Source organism: Marinospirillum sp., assembly GCF_014859565.1.
On the sequence record NZ_JACUUA010000024.1, the window covers coordinates 1 to 21,809 of the forward strand.

General features: G+C 52.3%; 17 protein-coding genes. 10 read left to right on the plus strand and 7 right to left on the minus strand.

Going from position 1 to position 21,809, the window contains the following annotated elements; translation table 11 throughout:
* The 7 genes from IBX50_RS05380 to IBX50_RS05410 all read left to right on the plus strand — a co-directional run.
* Window positions 1–4,263 (plus strand): hypothetical protein (locus tag IBX50_RS05380; protein WP_292254047.1); only part of this gene is annotated, 4,263 nt, incomplete at its 5' end.
* A gap of 1 nt (window position 4,264) precedes the next feature.
* On the plus strand, window positions 4,265–4,792 hold the full coding sequence (locus IBX50_RS05385) for a hypothetical protein (RefSeq protein WP_292254049.1): 528 nt from the start codon (window positions 4,265–4,267) through the stop codon (window positions 4,790–4,792).
* 27 nt (window positions 4,793–4,819) lie between these two features.
* Entirely contained in the window at window positions 4,820–5,728 is a 909-nt protein-coding gene (locus tag IBX50_RS05390) for an adenylate/guanylate cyclase domain-containing protein (protein WP_292254051.1), read from the plus strand.
* Between the two features lie 18 nt (window positions 5,729–5,746).
* Entirely contained in the window at window positions 5,747–6,496 is a 750-nt protein-coding gene (locus IBX50_RS05395; RefSeq protein WP_292254053.1) for a protein phosphatase 2C domain-containing protein, read from the plus strand.
* 14 nt (window positions 6,497–6,510) lie between these two features.
* On the plus strand, window positions 6,511–10,995 hold the full coding sequence (locus tag IBX50_RS05400) for a protein kinase (RefSeq protein WP_292254054.1): 4,485 nt from the start codon (window positions 6,511–6,513) through the stop codon (window positions 10,993–10,995).
* Between the two features lie 28 nt (window positions 10,996–11,023).
* A complete protein-coding gene (locus IBX50_RS05405; protein WP_292254056.1) occupies window positions 11,024–11,353 on the plus strand; it encodes a hypothetical protein in 330 nt (109 codons plus the stop codon).
* Window positions 11,354–11,458: 105 nt separating this feature from the next.
* The gene (locus IBX50_RS05410) at window positions 11,459–11,860 is read left to right on the plus strand and encodes a CoA-binding protein (protein WP_292254057.1); all 402 of its coding nucleotides are present in this window, start codon (window positions 11,459–11,461) and stop codon (window positions 11,858–11,860) included.
* Here IBX50_RS05410 and IBX50_RS05415 read toward each other — a convergent pair.
* On the minus strand, window positions 11,842–12,768 hold the full coding sequence (locus IBX50_RS05415; protein WP_292254058.1) for an AEC family transporter: 927 nt from the start codon (window positions 12,766–12,768) through the stop codon (window positions 11,842–11,844). The genes IBX50_RS05410 and IBX50_RS05415 overlap by 19 nt on opposite strands.
* A 92-nt stretch (window positions 12,769–12,860) precedes the next feature.
* On the opposite strand from IBX50_RS05415, the gene IBX50_RS05420 reads away from it, so the two are divergent.
* Window positions 12,861–13,382: a hypothetical protein gene (locus tag IBX50_RS05420; RefSeq protein WP_292254059.1), complete on the plus strand. Its 522-nt coding sequence runs from the start codon at window positions 12,861–12,863 to the stop codon at window positions 13,380–13,382.
* Here IBX50_RS05420 and IBX50_RS05425 read toward each other — a convergent pair.
* The 6 genes from IBX50_RS05425 to IBX50_RS05450 are packed head-to-tail and all read right to left on the minus strand — an operon-like array spanning window position 13,366 to window position 18,492.
* The gene (locus tag IBX50_RS05425) at window positions 13,366–14,391 is read right to left on the minus strand and encodes a PHB depolymerase family esterase (protein WP_292254060.1); all 1,026 of its coding nucleotides are present in this window, start codon (window positions 14,389–14,391) and stop codon (window positions 13,366–13,368) included. The genes IBX50_RS05420 and IBX50_RS05425 overlap by 17 nt on opposite strands.
* A 30-nt stretch (window positions 14,392–14,421) precedes the next feature.
* Window positions 14,422–15,630, minus strand: coding sequence for a radical SAM family heme chaperone HemW (gene hemW, locus IBX50_RS05430; RefSeq protein WP_292254062.1), 1,209 nt, complete (start codon window positions 15,628–15,630; stop codon window positions 14,422–14,424).
* A gap of 3 nt (window positions 15,631–15,633) precedes the next feature.
* Complete coding sequence (gene rdgB, locus IBX50_RS05435) at window positions 15,634–16,248, minus strand: RdgB/HAM1 family non-canonical purine NTP pyrophosphatase (protein WP_292254064.1); 615 nt, start codon at window positions 16,246–16,248, stop codon at window positions 15,634–15,636.
* 6 nt (window positions 16,249–16,254) lie between these two features.
* Window positions 16,255–16,704 (minus strand): DUF4426 domain-containing protein, encoded by a 450-nt coding sequence (locus IBX50_RS05440; RefSeq protein WP_292254065.1) that lies wholly within the window; start codon window positions 16,702–16,704, stop codon window positions 16,255–16,257.
* 17 nt (window positions 16,705–16,721) lie between these two features.
* Entirely contained in the window at window positions 16,722–17,312 is a 591-nt protein-coding gene (metW, locus tag IBX50_RS05445) for a methionine biosynthesis protein MetW (RefSeq protein ID WP_292254067.1), read from the minus strand.
* Window position 17,313: 1 nt separating this feature from the next.
* On the minus strand, window positions 17,314–18,492 hold the full coding sequence (locus tag IBX50_RS05450) for a homoserine O-acetyltransferase (RefSeq protein ID WP_292254069.1): 1,179 nt from the start codon (window positions 18,490–18,492) through the stop codon (window positions 17,314–17,316).
* A 243-nt stretch (window positions 18,493–18,735) separates the two neighbouring features.
* On the opposite strand from IBX50_RS05450, the gene guaB reads away from it, so the two are divergent.
* Together guaB and guaA are read left to right on the plus strand one after the other, a co-directional pair.
* Window positions 18,736–20,205 carry an IMP dehydrogenase gene (guaB, locus tag IBX50_RS05455; RefSeq protein ID WP_292254072.1) on the plus strand — a complete coding sequence of 490 codons (1,470 nt, stop codon included), beginning with the start codon at window positions 18,736–18,738 and terminating at the stop codon, window positions 20,203–20,205.
* 26 nt (window positions 20,206–20,231) lie between these two features.
* The gene (gene guaA / locus IBX50_RS05460; protein ID WP_292254091.1) at window positions 20,232–21,806 is read left to right on the plus strand and encodes a glutamine-hydrolyzing GMP synthase; all 1,575 of its coding nucleotides are present in this window, start codon (window positions 20,232–20,234) and stop codon (window positions 21,804–21,806) included.
* Window positions 21,807–21,809: the final 3 nt, after the last annotated feature.

Genomic DNA, 21,809 nt, shown 5'->3' on the forward strand with positions numbered 1-21,809 from the left:
AGTGGCACCTGCACCACTGACGCGAGTTATGACAGCGGCAATGCCAATCATGCTCTTTACAATATTGGGGGTGACTTCAGTTATAATGCTGGCTCCTTTGGCATCGGTACAGCGGCCCACACTGGTGACATTACTCTTTATCAGTTTACATCGTCGTTTGATCTTGAATTAGTGACAACGGGAACCATCAATATCAGCGGTGCCTTTGGCAGTGACAACAGCCTTACCCTGCAAGGTGACAGCGGCATTAATATCAGCCACAACATCACCACCAAGGGTGATCAGTTTTATAAAGGGTCTGTGGCTTTAATGAATGATGTCAGCCTGACCAGCAACAATGGCAAAATCCAGTTTGATGCCACTATCAATAGTGATGCTACAGCCAGAGCACTCACTTTAAGTACTGCAAATGGCACTGAATTTCTGCAAGCAGTGGGTGGAGCACAACAGTTAAGCCAGTTGACTGTCAGTAATGGAACAGCAACTCTGGGTGCTGACATCAGCACAACAGGTAATCAAAGCTACGCTGGGCAGGTTATCTTAAGTGGCGGCACTCACACTGTGACCAGTTCGGACGCTATCACCATGGGAGCCGGTTTAAATGGCGAGGGGCAGGGCCTGATTATTGCTGGCAACTTCAACTTTTCCGGCACTGCATCTAACCTTGCCTCACTGACCGTTAACGGCACCAGCACCCTTAATGGAGCCATCACTACTTTCAGTACTCAGAGTTATACCGGCGCCATGACACTCGCTGGTAATACCCAGCTATCAACAGATAACAGTGGGATCACTTTAGGTAGCACAGTGACAGGTCTCCACACCCTGTCTCTGAACACTGGTACAACAGCTTTCAGCTTGAATCATGATGTTATCAGTACAGCAGGTTTTAATGTCACTTCAAGCAACATCACCCTGGGTGCTGATGTCACAACAACCGGCAACCAAACCTATACCGGCGCAGTAACCTTAGCAGATCATCGTACTCTGACAGCTGGTGCTGGCAGCTTGATTACCATGACTGGCAACCTGATTGGTGGCAACAACAGCTTAACAATCGCTGATGCCAACTGGTCACTGGCCGGAGGCAATGCATCCAGCTTAAGCGCCCTGTCGGTTGGTGGCACCTCTTTACTTGCAGGGGATATAACAACAACAGGCAGCCAAACTTATTCAAATGGAGTCACGCTGGAAGGTGTCCGTACCCTGTCCGGCTCGACCCTGACCTTTGATTCCACCGTCACCGGTAATGATCAGAACCTGACCTTAACCAGCACGACAGGTGATACCACCTTTAAAGGTGCTGTTTCCCAGTTTGCAACAATGCTGATAAACGGGACCCTGAATCTGCAAAATACCGGCTTTATCCAAAACGTAGCTTCTTTCAGTGTCTCTGGATCTTCCGTACTTGCCGGCAATGTCACCACTTCCGGTAGTCAGTCCTATGCCGGAGCAGTAACTCTGAGTGGTTCTCGTGCTTTGTCCGGTTCAACTTTAACTTTTGACAACACAGTAACCGGCAACAACCAGAACCTGGCTCTGACCGGTAACACTACTTTTAATGGAGATGTATCCGAACTGGCGGCAGTGACAATCAACGGTTCGCTGGATCTCCTGAATAGCAGCACCATTCAGAATACTGCCTCTCTCAGTGTGTCCGGTGCGACCAACCTCACGGGTACAGTCAACACAGCCAACAACCAGACCTACAATGGTTTACTGACGCTAAACGGGGTCAATACGCTCACCAGCACTGCTGGCAGTATTGGTATGAATAATGGTTTGAATGCAGGTAATACCAATTTTACTCTTGCCGGTGACTGGATTTTCTCCGGGTCCACCAGTAATTTGAGCAGCCTGACGGTGAGCCGAACCAGCCAGATTAATGGCGCCATAACAACCACTGCAGGTAGTCAGGCTTACCAGGGAGCAGTTACCCTGACTGGAACCACCAATCTATCAGCGGTTGGACAGAGCATAACCTTCAGCAGTAGTGTTAATGGTGCACAACAGTTGACTACCACCGCCGCAACCACAACATTTAATGGTTTTGTTGGTAATAGTGTTCGACTGAGCAATCTGACAGTAAACGGGGCAACTCAGGTTAATGGTGGTGGTATTCACACCTCAGGCAATCAGTCTTACCTGGGAGGTTTTAATGCCAATAGTAATACCAACCTGAACAGTGCAAGTGGCAACATCAATCTGGATCAGGCTGCGGCTGCGAACAACAACCTTGAGGTTCGTGGATATAATCTGCAGTTCAAAAACATTACAACCGGCGGCACTTTAACGCTTTCTGCCGGTAATCAGCTGCTCTACTCGGCAGGTACTAATCTCAGCTCATCCGGTGCCATGACTCTGGCCGTCAACCAGTCCGGTAATACCGCAGGTGTCACGCTGGATCTGAATGGTTTAAACCTGGCTGCCAGCAGCATCCTGTTGCAGGGTAGTGGTTATGATCGCCTGCAAGGACTCACCAATTCCGGCAATACCTGGCAGGTGACCGGTAACGGCAGCGGCACCTTATCCAATGCTGCATTTAATGCAGGTGGTGGTAATACCGCCACCTTCAGTGATTTTGCTCATCTGTATGGTGGTGAAAGTGCAGACACCTTCAACATCAGTGGTGTGCACAACGGCAATATCTATGCAGGTGGTGGTAATGACATTATCCGGCTGCAGGGCAATGGTCGGGTTAATGGTCAGGTTGATGGCGGCACAGGTACGAATACTTATGACATTTCTGCCACCAGCAGCCCAATGACGCTGATCTGGGGTTCCGGTTTCACCGGCATCCAATCCTTGATTGGTAGCGGTGACACCCTGCAAGGAGGGGCATCAGGTGATACTGAATGGGCACTCCTGTCGGCAACAGGTGGTAATATCAACACTGCCAGTTTTACCGGATTCAGCACCCTGATCAGTGGCAGTGGTGGAGATAACAACTTTACCTCTAACGGGCAGTACAGTGGCACATTGCAGCTGCAAGGTCAGCGTAATTACTGGAACTACAGTCAGGGCAGCACCCTGACCCGTGGCAGTGTGCTTGGCAACGGCTCTCTGACTGTTGATACACCCGCAGGTGGGGTAGCGGGTAACATGAACATCGGCAACGGTGATCTGCTGCTGCCAAATCTACTTAACCATACCGGAACTCTGTTTATTGGTAGTCGTATCACACCGGCTCAACTACCACTGGGCGGCAGCAGCAATGCCACTATCAATACCAGCAGCCTGACGGTGAGCCAGGCCATTAATACCGGGGGCAGCCTGGTGCTGATGGCGGGTGATATTACCCTTTCCGGCACCAGCATCCAGGTAGGTGAAAGCATCAGTCTGATTGCAACAGGGGAAGGCTGTAATGGTTGTAGCACGGGATTAAGAGCTAACGGTGATCTGATAGTCAGTCGAGAAACCACCATCACTGCGCAGAGTGGCCGGGTCATTGCGGCAAACGGTATCGTAAATGCCACTGACTTGATTCTGGACTTCAACGGCGGTGATTTTGAACTGGCTGTAAGCGCTGAGCAGCAAGACACATCCCAGCCCAGCCCCTTGTCAAATGCTCGGGGTGTGCAGCTGTCAGCCAATACCTCTGCTTTTATCCGTAACCTTGGGTTGAACCTGGTCAGCGTCTCGGTGAGTTTTGCCAACCCGGCCGCCTCAATAATGGGTGTTCGTGCCATTGAGGTTATCGACCTGGCACTGTTTGAGGAAGACCTGACCCTGTTTGGTCGTCTGGGTGAAGGGGTGGCACTGGCCTTTGCCCAGTGTGAAGAAGTCGAAGGTTGTACACCGGATGTGACGGTGGAAGAGTTGACTGCCTCCATCAACGAGTTAGAGCTGCGTATTCAACAGCTGGAAGCCGAGCTGAAAAGCACCACTGACCCAGAACGACGCAAAGAGCTGGAGCAGATGCTGGCGGAGTATCGTGCCCAGCAGGAAGAGTTCATGGCCTACCGGACTGATCTGCAGGATTTCACCGGTTTTGAACAGCAGTTTGAGGATGAGTTTGGTGCCATAGGTGAGGATGACATCGACATGGAAGCCCTGGAAAGAGAAGTGGCAATGATTGAAACCATCTACACCCGTGTGCGTTTCCTCGAAAGCCTGCAGTTCAACCGTGAGCGGCGCGAAGTGTTTGCGGAGCGTACCGGATTGGATCTGAGTGATGAACGTCTGTCCCAGATCATTGAGAGCACCCTGAAAGCAGCCAGCCGATCTGAGGCACGAATCGAGAAGATGCTGGATGGAAACTAGGTTGAAAAAGCTGTTGGTGGTGATGCTGCCCTGGCTATTGTGTTTTACAGCCTTGCAAGTTCTGGCCGCTGAGGATTCAACAGATCAGCAAATAACCAGTACCGAAGTGGAAACATTGCCGGAAGAGGAATTGCTGCTGGAGCTGGCACTGTTAAGGGATTTACAGGAAGGGTTGATCTTGACTCTTGCAGCCTGTGTGGATGAGCCTCATTGTGTGACGGCATTAAATGAACAGGAGATGGATCGAATACAGGAAGAACTTGAACTACTGCTCGGACAACTGGATGCAACTGATGCGGAACAGGCAGAGCTGCTGGATCGTTTTACCCAGTTGAAAACGGGCTACTCTGATCTGCAACGGGAGTTTGTTGCAATCATCGCCCGTATAGATCGTGACAGCCTGGAAGGAAACTGGGCTGATCAGTTTGTTTTTGACGATTTTGTAATCGGCCCCACGGTGCCATTTCCGAATGAACATATACTGTTGAGCCGATTCGAAGACCTAAGCCAACCCCTGCCGATTGAGTAGGGCCAAAAAACAAAGGTGACCAACCCCATGTTTACCAAATCGAAGAAACTTTCCATCATGTTTGCCGACATCTGCGGCAGCACCAAGCTTTATGATTCGCTCGGTGACGAAAGAGCACGAAAAGTTGTTTCCGACACACTGAACCTGCTGACCGAGGTCATTCATCGGTATAAAGGCACCGTGATCAAAACCATTGGTGATGAAATCATGTGCACCTTTGATGATGCCGAGATTGCCAACAAAGCAGCCTGCGACATGCAGGAAAGCCTGGAAGAAGCCAACGAGGAAGGGGTAACTGAAGTGCCTGTTGCCATCCGTGTTGGTTACCACTTCGGCTCCTGCATCATGGAAGATGGTGATGTGCATGGTGATGCAGTCAACGTTGCCGCACGTATGGCGGCACAGGCCAAAGCTAGCCAAATTGTCACAACCAGAGAAACAGCCAATCTGCTGCCTCAGGTATTTCAGAATGATGAAAACATTCGCTTTCTGGACAATGCACATATCAAAGGCAAGGGTGAAATTGAAATTATTGAGTTTATCTGGAAGGAAGATGATGTTACCTGCATGTCAGTAGATATTTCATCGGTCGCCGCCAGCCCTGCTATGCCGACTCAATTACGACTCGAATACCGCGACACCTTTGTGCGGCTGAATCAGGAGCGTGAGTTTGCGGTACTGGGGCGCAGCGCCACCTGCGATATTCCAGTCAACGAAAGCCTGGCTTCTCGCCAGCACATCAAGATTGAACTGCGTCGTGACAAGTTTTTCCTGATCGACCAGAGCACCAATGGCACCTACGTCCAACAAAGTGATGGCAGCCAGTCTTTTGTACGCCGTGAAGAAATACTGCTGCATGGTGAAGGGGTCATTAGCCTTGGGCGTGCCATGAATGACAATCCGCAGGAATTGATTCACTTCTCCTTAGAGGCCTGATAACGAGGGATTGCCACAATGACCCTGCAAGACAAAAAACAGACCGGCACTATCGCCATCTCGGCAGGTCTCACGGATCGCGGCCATGTGCGCCAGGTGAATGAAGATGCTTTTCTGGAAGTTCCAGAAAAAGGCCTGTGGCTGGTTGCTGATGGTATGGGTGGACACGATGCCGGTGATGTCGCCAGCAGTATGATTGTTGAAACGCTACGGGGCACGCCGGTTAACGGCTCCCTGTCTGATCGACTGGATCAGATCGAAGACGCGCTGGATCAGATCAACAACCGACTGTTAGAACGTAGCCAGTCAGATGATGGCAAAAAACACATCATTGGCAGCACCCTTGCCATGCTGGTGATCGAAAACAACCGCATGGGGGTTCTGCTCTGGGCAGGTGATAGCCGTATTTACCGGCTGCGTAACGGTAATCTGGTACAAATGTCTTCTGACCACTCCCAGGTGGAAACCTACATCCGTCAGGGTTTGATCACGCGTGAAGAAGCCAAAAAACACCCTGAACGCCACATTATTACCCGTGCCGTGGGCAGTCAGGAAGAGCTTTACATGGAAGCGGATCTCTGTGAGCTCAGTTCCGGTGATCGTTACCTGCTCTGCAGTGACGGGCTGACCCGTCATCTTGATGACCCCGAAATTGCGGATTATCTCAAACAGGGCTCACCGGAAGAAATCTGTAAAAAACTGGTGGATCTGACCCTTGACCGAGGTGCCAGAGACAATGTCACCGTTGTTGTTGTTGAAATTATCTGAGAGCACACACTGATATGGCTGATCCGAAGCAACTGCTCAAGACTCTGGCGGATAACGAAATTGCCATGCCTGAATTTCAGGTCATGCTGCAGAGTCTTTTGCAGAAACGAGCTTTCAGTGTTGAGCAATTTCTTACCGCGCTCGAACAAGCCGTTCGCAACGGACAACTTTCCTCTGACCAGGCCAATAGGCTCTCCAGTCAGTTGCCGGATATTTCTGATCTGCCGACCAATCAGGCACTGGATGATGACGATGAAGATGAGGCCGCCACAGTGGTGGCCTATCCAGCCGGGCAGCCAGCTTCAACACCTGCAGCAGCAGTGGATGATGACGATGATGAAGCACCCACACTGATTGCTTATCCACCAGCAGCAGGCAATCCACCGGAGGAAGACGACGAAGCCCCTACGCTGATTGCTTACCCGCAGGGTGCCGCAGCCAATCCGCCGGATGATGATGACGAAGCACCCACCCTGATTGCCATGCCCGGTGGCATAAATCAGAACGGTGAGCTCACCATTATCAACCCGGATGGTGACGGGTCAGGCAGTACTTATGCACACACTAGCGCTACCGGATTTCCATCCCATACCCAGCAAACCTCCGGCACCTTTAACAGTACCCTGCACACCTCCAGCACCTCCCAGCGCTCATGGAGCATGCCCGGTGCCACTAACCCGCAGCTGCAGAAACTAGGACCGGGTTCGATCATCAAGGATCGTTTTATACTGGATAAGGTGCTGGGTGCCGGTGGTATGGGTAAGGTATTCCAGGCACGCGACCTGCTGAAGGTTGAAGCCAACGACGCCAACCCTTATGTGGCAATGAAGGTGTTGACTGAAGACTTCAAGGCACACCCTCAGGCCTTTATTGCCCTGCAGCGGGAAGCCAGCCGTCAGCAAAAACTGGCGCACCCGAATATTGCCACGGTTTACGACTTTGACCGTATTGGCATGACTGGCACCCAGGTGTTTATCACCATGGAGCTGCTGGTTGGTAAACCGCTGGATACCTTCATCCGCAAGGTCGTGCGTCCAAAAGGTGGTTTGCCATTCGAAGAAGCCTTCCCGATTATTGAACAGCTGGGCGCTTCACTGATTTATGCCCATAAACAGAACATCGTGCACTCGGACTTTAAACCGGGTAACGCCTTTTTGTGTGATGATGGTCAGGTTAAAACGCTGGACTTTGGTATCGCCCGCGCTGTTAACGCCGGTGGTAGCAGTGATGATGACAAGGGTGATAAAAAACAGGATGATTTTGATGCCGGTTCACTCGGTGCACTGACACCCGCTTATGCCTCGCTGGAGATGCTGCAGGGTAAAGACCCTTCCACTCAGGATGACCTCTACGCCCTGGCCTGTGTGGCTTACGAGCTTTTTACCGGTTATCACCCGTTTAACAAAAAATCGGCACTCAAGGCAATGGAAGCCAAGCTGGTTCCTGCACCGATCAAAAGCCTGAAAAAGCGGCAGATGAAAGGCCTGCTGCACGGCCTGGCCTTTGAAAAAGAAAAACGCACTCCCACGGTTGAAGAGTTTCTGAAAGAGTTGGAAGGTAAAGCCAACTGGCACAAAAACCCTTGGGTGCTGGGTTCTGCTTTTACTGTCATTCTAAGCCTGGCAGCTTACAACCCGGTGATGAACCAGCTAGAAGAACGCCGTATCCAGCGCATGATCAGTGATGTTTTAACTGCCCAACCGGAGCTGATTGAAAGCACCATAAGCACTCTGCCACAACTGGATGTGAATGCCCGTAACCGTGTCACAGAAAATGGTCGTGAAGTCCTGCAAGGTTATTTCCAGCAACTGATCAATCAAGCCATTGACCTGGAAGAAGCCCACCATGATTTTGATCGAGCCGAGCAGGAACTCAACCGTATGGCGCTGCTGTACCCCGACTCCGCAGCCCTGAATGCCCAGCGTAACCATGTCGATCTGCAGCGTAACCGTTATATTCACCAACTCAGCCAGAAACTGAATCTGGCCTTGGAAAATGAGTGGTTACTGCCATCGGAACAGGACGCAGGTCGCAGCATCACCGAGATTCTCTCACTGATTATTGCCGTTGCACCTCAGCACAGCCTGCTGGAAGACCCACGTATTCCGGATGCCTACGCCACCTCGGCTCAGGAAGCCATCAATCTGGGTGATCTTGAGCAGGCACGGATTTATCTGGATATTGGTTTAGCTCGTATGTCTGCTGATCTCGACCTCATCAACACCCAGGATCGCTGGCAGCTGGCAAAAGAACAGCAGCAGCGTAACGTCAGAATCGAAGTCTTGCGCCTGGCGTTTGGTGAAGAACAGCTGGCATTCCAAAGTTTTGGTCCAATCATAGAACAAAGCAGCAACATCATTGAACTGTCACAGCTGGCACCACTGGATCCTGCGTTACGCACACTGGCCAGCTTGACCGGCCCGCTGCTGGAGGATGCCATCAACAGGGCAACCGATCCAGCACGCTTGATGCAGGAACAACAGGATTTGTTACTGGCTCTGGGATTGCATCAGCCACTGATTGATCAGGGTCACCCCACTACTGCCGCAGAAGCTCGTCTGCAAAAACTGCTGACAGAAGCAACCATCACCCGTGAATGGGAAGCGGAAGCTAATACCCTGCTTCGTTACCTGCAGTCTCATTACAGTGCTCATCACCCGGTGGTGACCCGTGCCAGAGACCAGCTGGCAGAGTTGTTTGTGCAACGCATCAGTCAGTTGGAAGAAGAGCGCCGCTTCAGCCTGGCACTGGCCACCCTGGATCGTACCAATGGCTTCCAACTTAATGAACCACGACTGGGTCAAGCCAGAGTTCGCATCACCCAGGAATACAATGACTTTTTGCTTGAGCGGGAAGCAGCAGCCCTGCAGGCACGCATCAATGGCCTGCAAAGCACCCTGCTGGTTGAAGCCCGAGCGCGGGAAATAGATGCCGCAGAACGTACCCTTGCTGAACTGCGCAATTATCTCGAAGACAATGACCCCTACATTACCATCACCGCGGCGGATGCCATGGCGGAAGCCTATCTGGAGTTGACCGAAAATGTCGGACGGCAGGGACAATTCCGGGAAGCCGTTAGCCTTGCAAATCGAGGGCTGCAGGTATCACCCAATGATTTGCTACTGCAAAATACTCGTGAACATTTCCTGGTGGAAGGCAACATTGTTGAGCTGAACGATCTCTTTCGCAACTCGGAACACTTTGATACTCCGGCAGCACAACGGATGGTCGATGAGATCCGTACCTTTGCACCGGCTCGTTATCCAGATCTGGAGCGCCAGTACACCCTGATTCTGACTGAACGTATTCTGGAGCTGGCCAATACCAACCGTCGTCAGGGTGAAAGTCTGGCCACTCGCGCCAGCATTTTGTTCCCTGGCAGCACCCGACTGGCACAACTGCGTGCAGAGCTGGCACCGGCACCCTGGATTGAAGGACGTACCGCCCGCGCTGCACTCACCACAGGACGTCTGTCTGAAGCCCGTAACATGCTGACAGCATCCAAAGAGCGCCTGCCGGATCACCCGGAAGTACTGGATTTTGAAAAAGACCTGAATGCACGTATCCGTGATGCTGAATCTATTTTTGCCAGTTTTGAGTCCAGTCTGGATGAGCAGGAGTTTGACACTGCACGAGCCAGGTTGGCAGAAGCACGCCAGCTCTGGTCGGACAACCCCACCTACCGAGCGGCCATTGCCACATTGAGTGAGCGTATGGCTGCACAACGCTGGCAAGGGCGCATCCTGCAGCGGGATGTGGATATCCGCACCCTGCGTGCTACGGCTGAACAAACCGGAGCGGATGTTTCTGCTCAGGCCTGGAATCCGGTGGAAAGTACCCGCCCCTGCACCGAAGATCTGGCTGGATTTGGTCGTCGAGCCAGAGCCATCTGTTTTGACATGATGCATGACCGGGTGCGTGGACCCTTGATGGTGGTAATACCAAACTCAGACTCACAGCCGGGTTTTGCCATCAGCAAATATGAAATATCCAACGAAGACTACAACAAATACTGCTTTTTCAGTGGGCAGTGCCCGGTGGATGATTCAGTTGATAAAGATCAGCCACGTATAGGGCTGAACATTCAACAGATACAAGCTTATACCGGCTGGCTTTCCGAACGTACCGGACAGACCTACCGTTTGCCAACCCGTGATGAATGGTACTACGCAGCCTACGCCCAGGGGCAGCAACCACCCAGGGATTATAACTGTCGGGTACGCCTGGGGGGCCAGGTTCTCAAGGGCGATCAGATCAACCGTGTTTCCACCGGGCATCAGAACGGCTGGGGGATGCAGAATTTTATCGGTAATGTTCAGGAGCTGGTTATGCAGGGCAATCGACTGATGGCCGCTGGTGGATCTTATCAGGATCCACACGCGGAATGTGGATTGAACTTTATCAGACCTCACTCCGGTGCTGCTGATGGCATCACTGGTTTCAGATTGCTGCTGGAAGAGGTGCAGTCACCTCTTATGCAAGCAGCAAACACCCCTTAACCTAGATCAGTCATTCAGAGAAGAAACAATGCAAACGAACCTGAAAACCCTTTCGCGCCAGTATGCCAACGGTATTCTCACCAAACCTGAATATCGCAAAGCGAGAGCAGAGCTGATAGAAACAAGCCTGGACAATGACCTGACCGAACCTCAGGCAACGGTTCCGTTTATTGCTGATGAAAGCGAACCAGATGAGGATGCGTCAAGTGAAAACGAGTCGGACAATCAGGACGCTGAGCCACCCGCTGCGTCAGCAGCAGAAAAAACCGATAAAAAAGGCTCATGTCAGCGTAGAAACCAGCTGTTAATGCTGATCAGTCTGGTACTGCTGGGTATTGTGATTACCCTGGCCATTTAACTCTGAACTGCTTGAATTTCAACACCTATAAATGAATCTGAAACAGATCTACCGTGTTATGCTCCCTGTTATATCAGTCATCCATCAATTAACAGGGAACAGACCATGAGCAGTAATCCCCAGCAAGTGTTACAACAGGCACGCACCATAGCCATTGTTGGCATCTCCAACAAACCGGAACGTGCCAGCTACCGTGTTGCCGAGTACCTTAAAAATGCCGGTTACACTGTTTACCCGGTTAACCCGCAATACCAGCAGGTTCTGGGATTGACCTGTTACCCCAGCCTGACCGAATTACCAGAATCCATTGATCTGGTTGATGTATTCCGCAAGGCAGAAGACTGTTTACCTGTTGCTGAAGAAGCGGTACGAATTGGTGCCAAAGGCCTGTGGTTACAGCTGGGCATCAGTAACGCTGAATGTCGCGATCTGGCAGAAAAAAACGGCCTGGCTTATGTGGAAGACAAGTGCACTAAAATTGAACATGCTCAACTGAACCAGAGCTGATTGATATACAACACCAACGGCATGGTCATCATGGCAGCCAGTGTCTGCGCTGTGATGATGGCCGCCATTAGTGAAGCATCCCCACCCAGCTGTCTTGCCAGAATATAAGCACTGGTTGCTGTTGGCATAGCGGCAAAAAGCACCAGCACCGCCTGCTCCTGGGTATTCAGTGCCAGCCCCTGACTGATCAGCGCCGCAGCCAGCGGCATCAGCAACAACTTAATCAGACTGGAAAGAATTAATGGCTGTCCGGCACGGCGCAAAGCATCCAGATTAAGTGCCACACCCACCGCCAGCAGCCCCAGCGGTAAAGCTGCCCGCGACAGAATTTCCATCACCGGCTGACTCCAGCCCGGTAGACCTATCCCACTGATATTCAGAACAATACCGAACAAACAACCCAGAATCAGCGGGTTTTTGATTACCGTCAGTAGAGTGGTTTTTAAGTCCGAGCGCTGCTCACCGGCATAGAGTGAAAAAATCAGTACACACAACAGATTCAGTAAAGGAATCATCAGTGCCATAATCACCGCAGCCAGTGCCAGACCCATGCTGCCAAACAACTCCGCAGCCACGGCCAGTGCAACATAGGTATTAAAACGCAGCGCACCCTGATAAACCGAAGTAAACTCAGCACCATTTCGCCCCAGCCAGCGGCGCAACACCAGCAGCAGCAGGGTCATTAACAACAGCAATAACAGTACCGCCAGCAGTACCCGTGCCACAGCCAGCCCGGAAAAGTCGGCCAGTGCCAGACGGGTGGTTAACATGGCGGGGAAAAGAAAGAAATAAACCAGGCGTTCCAACTGCGGCCAGAAGTCAGCAGAAGGAAAATTCAGCCGCCTGAGTGCAACACCCAGCAGAATAACAACAAACACCGGACCAAGGGCATGGATCAAAGTCAGCATAAACCTGAAAAACCCTCTAATGCGTCATCCGGCCACAGGCAGGCAGGAAAACCCTTTGTTAAGCTAATGACCTGCTCATACGAGATACCATCATGAGTCAAACACCCGCAAAAGCCAGAAAACCCTATCCACTGAATTTTTTTATTCTGGTGACACTGATCAGTATCCTGCTGGCTATTTGGTACGTTACGGACTATCTGCGCGGACACCAAGCCGGCAATGTCACCTGGTATCCTGCAACGGCTGAATGCCAGCTACCGGATGAAACCTGCCACGCTACTCTGGATAAAGGGCAAACACTGAGTTTTACCCTGCACACCCCAGAACCTCGACCACTGGAACCCCTGCCTGTCACTGTACGTCTGGAGGGTTTCAGTGAAGACGAACTCCGTCGCCTGAAACTGGAAATCGACCTGCAGGGACGGGACATGTACATGGGTTACAACCGCACCCCAATGCAATATCAGGGTGAGGGTGTATTCAGTGCCACACCCCTGCTGAGCCTGTGTACCGATGAGATGATGGTCTGGCGTGCCAGCATCCTGATCAATCCCACCGGTATGAATCTCAAATCATTCTACGGCAGTTATTTTGATTTTACGGTTTATCGGTAACTGTACTGCCAAGCTGTTGCCACATGGCACGAACAGCCTTCATTTGTGGTCCTTCACGGGTATCAAACACCTTGGATTCATAACCCCACCAATCCCAGCAACCCTTGGGATTAGGCAAACTGGCACGCGCCTGGGGAAAGAGCATCACCAGATCCCGCGCATCCGCCTGCTGCAGATAACCGGTTAAACGTACAAAATCTTCACCCACCTGCTCGGCGGTCTGATCACAACCGTGTAATACCACCTGCAAACCACAAGCACCCTCAGCGCAGCCTGGTGGCACATAAACATAACCCCAGTCGGCCAAGCCTTTGCTGGCACCTTTAAACGGTTTTTGATCAAAACGTGTCAGGCTTCCCTGGGGTTCATCACTCACATCACGCTGGGCTTCACCATCCAGATGCTCAAGGCTAGCTGCTGCACCGTCATAACCACAAGCATTCACATAGGGGGAGGCTGTGAGACTACACAACACACCCTGCTTGCGGGTCGGAAAACCATGCCCAGCCAGAGCACCGGTATGACTCAGAGTGCCATCGGGAACCAGCTGTGCATAAGTCTGTTGCAGGGTCTGGCTGACCCGTGCATGAATCAGTGGATCGGCAGCGCCACGGTAGAGATATACACGACTGTTTTTTAATGCTGTCGGATCACCAATGGCTCCTTCTTTTGCCGCAGTGTTGATGATGCTCAGCGTTTGATCAACCTGCGGGGCACCACGGGTTATCGCCATACACCGATGCAGTGCAGCACTCAAACCTTCTCTGGCACAACCATAAGGCCCTGCCGCAAACACAGCCACACCGCGAACTTCATCCGGCCAGGCCAGATGTAACTGATGTGCCAGATAACCACCGGAGGACAGTCCCGCTAAGTACAGGCGTTCTGAATCGGTATTCAGTTGTGGCAATGGCGGCTCTTGTTGTTCAGAGCTGGAACAACCTACCAGCAACAGGCCGGATAGCAGCAGTAACAGCCCAGCAGCAGATCGACTGAATGTTTGTTTCATAAGTGTCTCACCTGTGGATAAAACTGTGAATTAATCGACCATAAACTGTTCAAGCACTGTGTTTAACCAACGCCAGCCCAGAGGTGAACAGGCCAGCCGATTATCATCTGCTGTCCATAAACCCCGCTGTTGTAAATCGACCAGTAGTGGCTGCAGATCGGCCAATAATAAACCGGTACGCCGGGCATATAAATCAGCATCCACACCCTCTGCCAGGCGCAAGGCATTCATCATAAATTCCACCGGGCGTTCAGCAGCAGACAGTTGCTCTGTACCGGCCAGAAAATCCCGTCCTTCGATCAAGCGGGATAAATAAGCCTGGGGTTGGCGGGTTTTCCAGCGGCGCTCGATGGACAAACCTCCCGCAGCGGTGTTATCCAAACGACTGAGTTTACCGTGTGCCCCGGCACCCAGCCCCAGATAATCCCCAAAGGTCCAGTAGTTCAGGTTATGACGCGCTTGGTATCCAGACTGAGCATAAGCGGAGACCTCATACTGCTCAAATCCGGCTTGTGCCAATAATGCCTGACCGGCATCCTGAATTGCCACCAGAGTGTCTTCTTCCGGCAGGATCGGTGGGCGGCGGAAAAACTCGGTGTTGGGTTCCAGAGTTAACTGATACCAAGACAGGTGTGTTGGTTGCAGATCAATCGCCTGTTGTAAATCGGCCAGTGCCAGTGCCTCGGTCTGATCCGGCAAACCGTGCATCAGATCCAGATTAAAGTTATCAAAACCGGCTTTTCTGGCGGCTTCAACCGCGTTGATGGCTTCCTGCCCGCTATGAATGCGCCCTAGGGCTTTTAACTGGGGTTCCGCAAAAGATTGTACGCCCATCGACAGGCGGTTGATGCCCGTCGCCCGGTAACCACTGAAACGCCCTTGCTCTACTGTTCCGGGGTTGGCTTCCAGGGTGATTTCACAATCTTTGGTCAGTTGCAGGCGTTGTTGCAGCCCTTCAAAAAAACGTTGGTAACCCTCAGGAGACATCAGGCTAGGTGTGCCGCCACCAAAAAAGATCGACACCAGTGGATGCTGCTGAACCTGAGGCCAAGCGGCCAGATCGTGATCCAGATCGGCCAGCAGTGCTTGTACATACTGGCGCTCGGTGTCTGCATCCAGCCGGGTGATACCACCGGCTGATGCATCCAGAGCATGGGAGTTAAAATCACAATAGGGGCATTTACGTACACACCAGGGCAGGTGTACATACAAGGATAAAGGCGGTAACGGGTTGTCCACCCTTTAACCCTGCTGTCCGAAACGCTCACCCAATACCTGAATCAGTAACTGACTGGCACACCCACGGTGAGAGATGCGGTTTTTTTCTTCCTTGTCCATTTCTGCCGCTGTTTTGCCCAGCTCCGGCAACCAGAACAGGGGATCATAACCAAAACCACCTTCACCACGAGGTGCTGCAAGAATGCGCCCTTCCCAGCTGGCTTGTACTATCACCGGCGTAGGATCTTCAGCAAAACGCAGGAACACCAGCACACACCAGTAACGGGCAGTACGTTCCGCTTCGGGCACATCTTTGAGCCGCTCCAGCAGATAAGCATTGTTGTCTGCATCCTTGCTACCAACACCGGCAAAACGTGCCGAATAAATACCCGGCGCACCCTGCAAGGCATCCACCTCAACACCCGAATCATCTGCCAGTGCGGCACAACCGGTATGCAGAGCGGCATTACGCGCTTTGATCAGGGCATTTTCCACAAAAGTCAGGCCGGTTTCTTCGGCTTCCGGCACCTGATGCAGATTCTGGGCTTCCACCTGCCAACCCAGAGGTGCCAGCAAAGAGGAGAATTCTTTTAATTTACCGGCATTACCGCTGGCCAGTATCAGTTTTTGCTGGGTCATCAGTGATCAATCCATCAACAAGCGGCGGACAAAAGCCAGTTCATAAGCAGGATGTTGCGGGCTGTAAGTCACCCGCAGCAAAAAACGCATCGGGTCATCGTGGGAATAACGGAAGCTGGCTATATTGGCATAACCCTCACCTTGCCCCACCTCTTTCAGCTGGAACCCCAGACTGTTGATCTGACCGGCCAGATTACCTGCCTGACCGGATACCCGCGCCCGCACGGGTTCACTGCTGCCGTCCTCAAGACGCTTCAGCACAGTGACACGCACCATACCCTGACCTTTGCTGCGCACTATGCCGTAACCCTGTGCCACTTGGGGGTTCAGAAAGCTGGTTGGCAACACATCGTAATAAATTTCATAGTCTCCGACCCGCTCCATGGCATTGTTCTGCGCCAACAGCGGCAGGGGTAACAACAGCATCAGAGGCAGCAGATAGCGTAACAAGGACATATTTTTCTCCAAAGATTTCAACGACTGATGCGGTAGATCGCCACTTCGCCAAAAAGGTTCGGCCATAAATGGGCTTTCCAGTGTCCTTCATAATCCATATCACCCACTGCACGATCAACAATCCTGAAACCCTTGCTTTGGCATAGAGCCTCAAAATCCTTGAAGGTGAACAGGTGAATGTTGGGTGTGTCGTACCACTGGTGTGGCAGAGTTTTGGACATAGGCATCCGGCCTTTAAAAGCCAGATAAAAGCGGGGTCGCCAATGGGCAAAGTTGGGGAAGGTAACAATGGCCTCACGCCCCACCCGCAACATTTCTTCCAGCGCCAGATCCTGACGCCTTAATACCTGTAGCGCCTGGGTCATGATCACTGTGTCATAACTGCCATCGGCAAAATTGCTCAAGCCACGGTTCAGATCCTGCTCAATCACATCCACACCACAGGCCAGGCAAGCAGTGATATTGTCAGCATCAATTTCCAGCCCGTACCCCTGCACTTGTTTGTGTTGTTCCAGATGATGTAACAGCTCACCATTACCACAGGCCAGATCCAATACACGGCTGGAAGGAGTCACCCAGTTGGCAATGATAGATAAATCCGGGCGCATATCAGTTCACCTCCCCGTGACGGGATTCAGCGGCTACACGCTGCATATAAGCAGTAAAAACGGCTTCATAACGCTCATCCGGAATCAGAAAAGCATCATGACCATGGGGTGATTTGATGCGGGCGTAACTGACTCGTTTTCTGGCGGCTGTTAAAGCATTCACCAGCTCCTCCGAACGTTTGGGTGAAAAACGCCAGTCGGTGGTAAAACTGATCACCAGAAAACGACAGCAAGCACCGGATACAGCCTGCACCAGATCCCCGCCACAGGCTGCAGCAGGATCAAAATAATCCAGCGCTTTGGTCATCAACAGGTAGGTGTTGGCATCAAAACGCTCAGAAAAACTTTCACCCTGATAACGCAGGTAGGATTCCACCTGAAACTCAACATCAAAACCGTAGTTCAGCTTGTCAGTTCGCAGGTCACGCCCGAATTTTTCACCCATCGAGTGTTCCGACAGGTAGGTGATATGCCCCACCATTCGAGCCAGCCCCAGACCATGACGCGGAATCACCCCAGCTTGCTGGTAACGCCCTTCACGAAAATCCGGATCAGACATAATGGCCTGACGTGCCACTTCGTTAAAAGCAATGTTCTGAGCGGACAGCTTGGGTGTGCTGGCAATCACTACTGCATGACGCAACCGCTGCGGATAACGCAGTGACCACTCCAGCACCTGCATACCACCCAGACTGCCACCCACCACAGCTGCCCACTGCTGAATGCCCAGTCGATCTGCCAGCAAGGCCTGAGAATCCACCCAGTCTTGTACTGTTAAGACCGGAAAATCCGGGCCATAGGGTTGATCCGTGGCGGGGTTGATCGAAGAGGGACCTGTGGAGCCGTGGCAGCCACCCAGATTATTCAGGGAGACCACAAAAAAATGGCGGGTGTCGATGGGTTTGCCGGGGCCGATGTAACTGTCCCACCAGCCGGGTTTGTTGTCCTCGGTGGAATGATAACCGGCAGCATGATGGTTACCGGACAAGGCGTGACAAATCAGCACGGCATTGCTGGCATCAGCATTCAGCTCACCATAGGTTTCCACCATTAGCTGCCAGCTTTCCAGCACACTGCCACTGGCCAGTTGTAAGGGCTGATCAAACAGCTGGATTTGAGGCTCCACCAACCCGACCGAGTCGGCAGGTGGAAAAACAGCTCCGGCAGGGGAGGAGGTCATCTTGTGTCAGGTATCCTTTAAACAGCGGTGAACCGGAAAACAGCCTGCTAATCTAACATATCAGCGCACGGATGGGAGCTATCCACCTGGCAGGCAAATATAAATGCGGTTAAAACCAGAGAAAACAAGTCGGACGTTTACGCTGAACCCCAGCTCAGCTAAAATAGGCGATTATTTTTTTCATCGACTGGTCATCCATCACACCGGTCACTTCCCCCACTTCCATAAAATCGCAGGTCATCTATGTTACGTATCGTTGAAGAAGCGCTCACCTTCGATGATGTTTTGCTGGTACCCGGTTATTCCGAAATCCTGCCGAAAGACGTCAGCCTGAAAACCCGTATCACTCGCAACGTGGAACTGAATATTCCACTGGTTTCTGCAGCTATGGATACCGTCACCGAAGCCCGTCTGGCGATTGCCATTGCACAGGAAGGTGGCATTGGCATCATTCACAAAAACATGACCATTGCCCAGCAGGCCAACGAAGTGCGCAAGGTCAAAAAACATGAAAGTGTGGTGGTGAAAGATCCGGTTAGTGTTGCCCCTACCACCAAAATTGATGAACTGCTGGAAATGGCTGCTGAATACGGTTTTTCCGGTTTCCCGGTAGTAGATTCCGGCAAGCTGGTGGGTATTGTCACTGGTCGTGACCTGCGTGTGAAACCTCATGCCGGTGACACCGTTGCGGCCATCATGACCCCCAAAGAAAAACTGGTCACCGCACTGGAAAACACCCCGCTGGAGCAGATCAAGGCACGCCTGTACGAGCACCGCATTGAAAAAATGCTGCTGGTCGACAAGGAGTTTCATCTGCGTGGTCTGGTGACTTTCCGCGATGTGGAAAAAGCCAAAACCTACCCGCTGGCCGCAAAAGATGCCAACGGCAGTCTGCGTGTGGGTGCCGCTGTAGGCACTGGTCCGGAAACCCCAGAACGCGTCACTGCGCTGGTGGAAGCCGGTGTGGATGTGATTGTGGTGGATACCGCCCATGGTCATTCCAAAGGCGTGATTGACCGGGTACGCTGGATCAAAGAAAACTTCCCGCAGGTGGATGTGATTGGTGGCAACATTGCCACGGCTGAAGCCGCTGTAGCACTGGCCGAAGCCGGAGCAGACGGCGTTAAGGTTGGCATCGGCCCTGGCTCCATCTGCACCACTCGGATTGTCGCCGGTGTCGGTGTACCGCAGATTTCCGCTGTTTCCAATGTGGCAGATGCTCTCAAACCCTATGGCATCCCGCTGATTGCTGATGGTGGTGTGCGTTTCTCTGGTGACCTGGCCAAAGCCATTGTGGCTGGTGCCCACGTCATCATGGTGGGCGGTCTGCTGGCCGGTACTGAAGAAGCCCCCGGTGAAGTGGAGTTGTATCAGGGTCGTACCTACAAGGCTTATCGTGGAATGGGCTCACTGGGTGCCATGGGGCAATCTCAGGGTTCTTCTGATCGTTATTTTCAAGACAAGGATGCTGGTGTAGAAAAACTGGTACCAGAAGGCATTGAAGGCCGTGTGCCTTATAAAGGCTCCATGAGTGCCATCGTGCACCAACTGATGGGTGGTCTGCGCGCCTCCATGGGTTACACCGGCAGCGGTGACATTGAAACCATGCGCAGCAAACCCAGTTTTGTGAAAATCACCGGTGCCGGTATGCGTGAATCTCACGTCCATGACGTGCAGATCACCAAAGAAGCCCCCAACTACCGCGTCAGCTGAGAGACTTAAAAGCCATGCAGCAACCTGTGCAAGATATTCACGCTCATAAAATCCTGATTCTGGATTTTGGTTCCCAGTACACCCAGCTGATTGCCCGTCGCGTGCGTGAGCTGGGTGTTTATTGCGAAATTTTTGCCTTTGATATGAACGAGGCCGATATCCGGGCTTTTGCTCCCAAAGGCATCATTCTGGCTGGTGGCCCGGAATCCGTAACGGATGATGGCTCTCCACGCGCTCCTGAGTGTGTATTCACCCTGGGCGTGCCGGTACTGGGCATCTGCTACGGCATGCAGACCATGGCTAAACAGCTGGGCGGCAAGGTGCAAGGCTCCAATGTGCGTGAATTCGGTTATGCTCAGGTACAGCTCGAAGCTGAATCAGCGCTGTTCCACGATATCCGTGACCACCTGACTGCCGAAGGCAAGGGTTTGCTGGATGTGTGGATGAGCCACGGTGACAAGGTGGTGCAATTACCCGCCGATTTTCAGATCACCGCCTCCACCCCCAGCTGTGCCATTGCGGCCATGGGCTGTGAAGAAAAACGTTTTTACGGTGTGCAGTTCCACCCTGAGGTAACCCATACCCTGCAGGGTAAACGGATGCTGGAGCATTTTCTGCTGGAGATCTGCGCCTGTGATGCCTTGTGGACTCCTGCACAAATTATTGAAGATCTGGCTCAGCGGGTACGTGAACAAGTCGGCCAGCGCAAGGTGTTGCTCGGCCTGTCCGGCGGTGTGGATTCTTCCGTGGTGGCTGCATTACTGCACAAGGCGATTGGTGATCAGCTCACCTGTGTGTTTGTTGACAACGGCCTGCTGCGCAAGAACGAAGGCGATCAGGTGATGGAAATGTTCGCCCGCAACATGGGCGTGCGTGTTATCCGTGCTGATGCAGAAGAACTGTTCCTTGGCCGCTTAAAAGGGGTCAGTGACCCGGAAGCCAAACGCAAAGTGATCGGTAACACCTTTATCGACATCTTTGATGAAGAAGCCACCAAACTGACCGATGTGGATTTTCTGGCGCAGGGCACCATCTACCCGGACGTGATCGAATCCGCTGCTGCCAAAACCGGCAAGGCGCACGTCATCAAGTCTCACCACAACGTGGGTGGCCTGCCGGAAACCATGCGTATGGAGCTGGTTGAACCCCTGCGTGAACTGTTCAAGGACGAAGTACGCAAGATCGGCCTGGAGCTGGGTCTGCCTTATGACATGGTTTATCGTCATCCTTTCCCCGGCCCCGGCCTTGGTGTGCGTATCCTGGGTGAAGTGAAAAAAGAATACGCAGATATCCTGCGTGATGCTGATGCCATTTTTATCGAAGAGCTGCGTGCTGCTGGTTGGTACGACAAGACCAGCCAGGCTTTTGCTGTATTCCTGCCGGTCAAATCGGTCGGTGTGGTCGGTGATGGCCGCCGTTATGAGTGGGTGATTGCCCTGCGTGCCGTGGAAACCATCGACTTTATGACCGCCCGCTGGGCGCACCTGCCCTACGAGCTGCTGGAAAAAGTCTCCAACCGCATCATCAATGAACTGGCCGGTGTTTCCAGGGTCACTTACGACGTGTCCTCCAAACCCCCGGCGACCATTGAGTGGGAATAATCA

What these genes read in the sequence shown, in the direction of transcription:
- IBX50_RS05390 (WP_292254051.1), top strand. Translation starts at nt 4,820, where the DNA reads ATGTTTACCAAATCGAAGAAACTTTCCATCATGTTTGCCGACATCTGC.
- IBX50_RS05395 (WP_292254053.1), top strand. Translation starts at nt 5,747, where the DNA reads ATGACCCTGCAAGACAAAAAACAGACCGGCACTATCGCCATCTCGGCA.
- IBX50_RS05400 (WP_292254054.1), top strand. Translation starts at nt 6,511, where the DNA reads ATGGCTGATCCGAAGCAACTGCTCAAGACTCTGGCGGATAACGAAATT.
- IBX50_RS05405 (WP_292254056.1), top strand. Translation starts at nt 11,024, where the DNA reads ATGCAAACGAACCTGAAAACCCTTTCGCGCCAGTATGCCAACGGTATT.
- IBX50_RS05410 (WP_292254057.1), top strand. Translation starts at nt 11,459, where the DNA reads ATGAGCAGTAATCCCCAGCAAGTGTTACAACAGGCACGCACCATAGCC.
- IBX50_RS05415 (WP_292254058.1), bottom strand. Translation starts at nt 12,768, where the DNA reads ATGCTGACTTTGATCCATGCCCTTGGTCCGGTGTTTGTTGTTATTCTG.
- IBX50_RS05420 (WP_292254059.1), top strand. Translation starts at nt 12,861, where the DNA reads ATGAGTCAAACACCCGCAAAAGCCAGAAAACCCTATCCACTGAATTTT.
- IBX50_RS05425 (WP_292254060.1), bottom strand. Translation starts at nt 14,391, where the DNA reads ATGAAACAAACATTCAGTCGATCTGCTGCTGGGCTGTTACTGCTGCTA.
- rdgB (WP_292254064.1), bottom strand. Translation starts at nt 16,248, where the DNA reads ATGACCCAGCAAAAACTGATACTGGCCAGCGGTAATGCCGGTAAATTA.
- IBX50_RS05440 (WP_292254065.1), bottom strand. Translation starts at nt 16,704, where the DNA reads ATGTCCTTGTTACGCTATCTGCTGCCTCTGATGCTGTTGTTACCCCTG.
- metW (WP_292254067.1), bottom strand. Translation starts at nt 17,312, where the DNA reads ATGCGCCCGGATTTATCTATCATTGCCAACTGGGTGACTCCTTCCAGC.
- IBX50_RS05450 (WP_292254069.1), bottom strand. Translation starts at nt 18,492, where the DNA reads ATGACCTCCTCCCCTGCCGGAGCTGTTTTTCCACCTGCCGACTCGGTC.
- guaB (WP_292254072.1), top strand. Translation starts at nt 18,736, where the DNA reads ATGTTACGTATCGTTGAAGAAGCGCTCACCTTCGATGATGTTTTGCTG.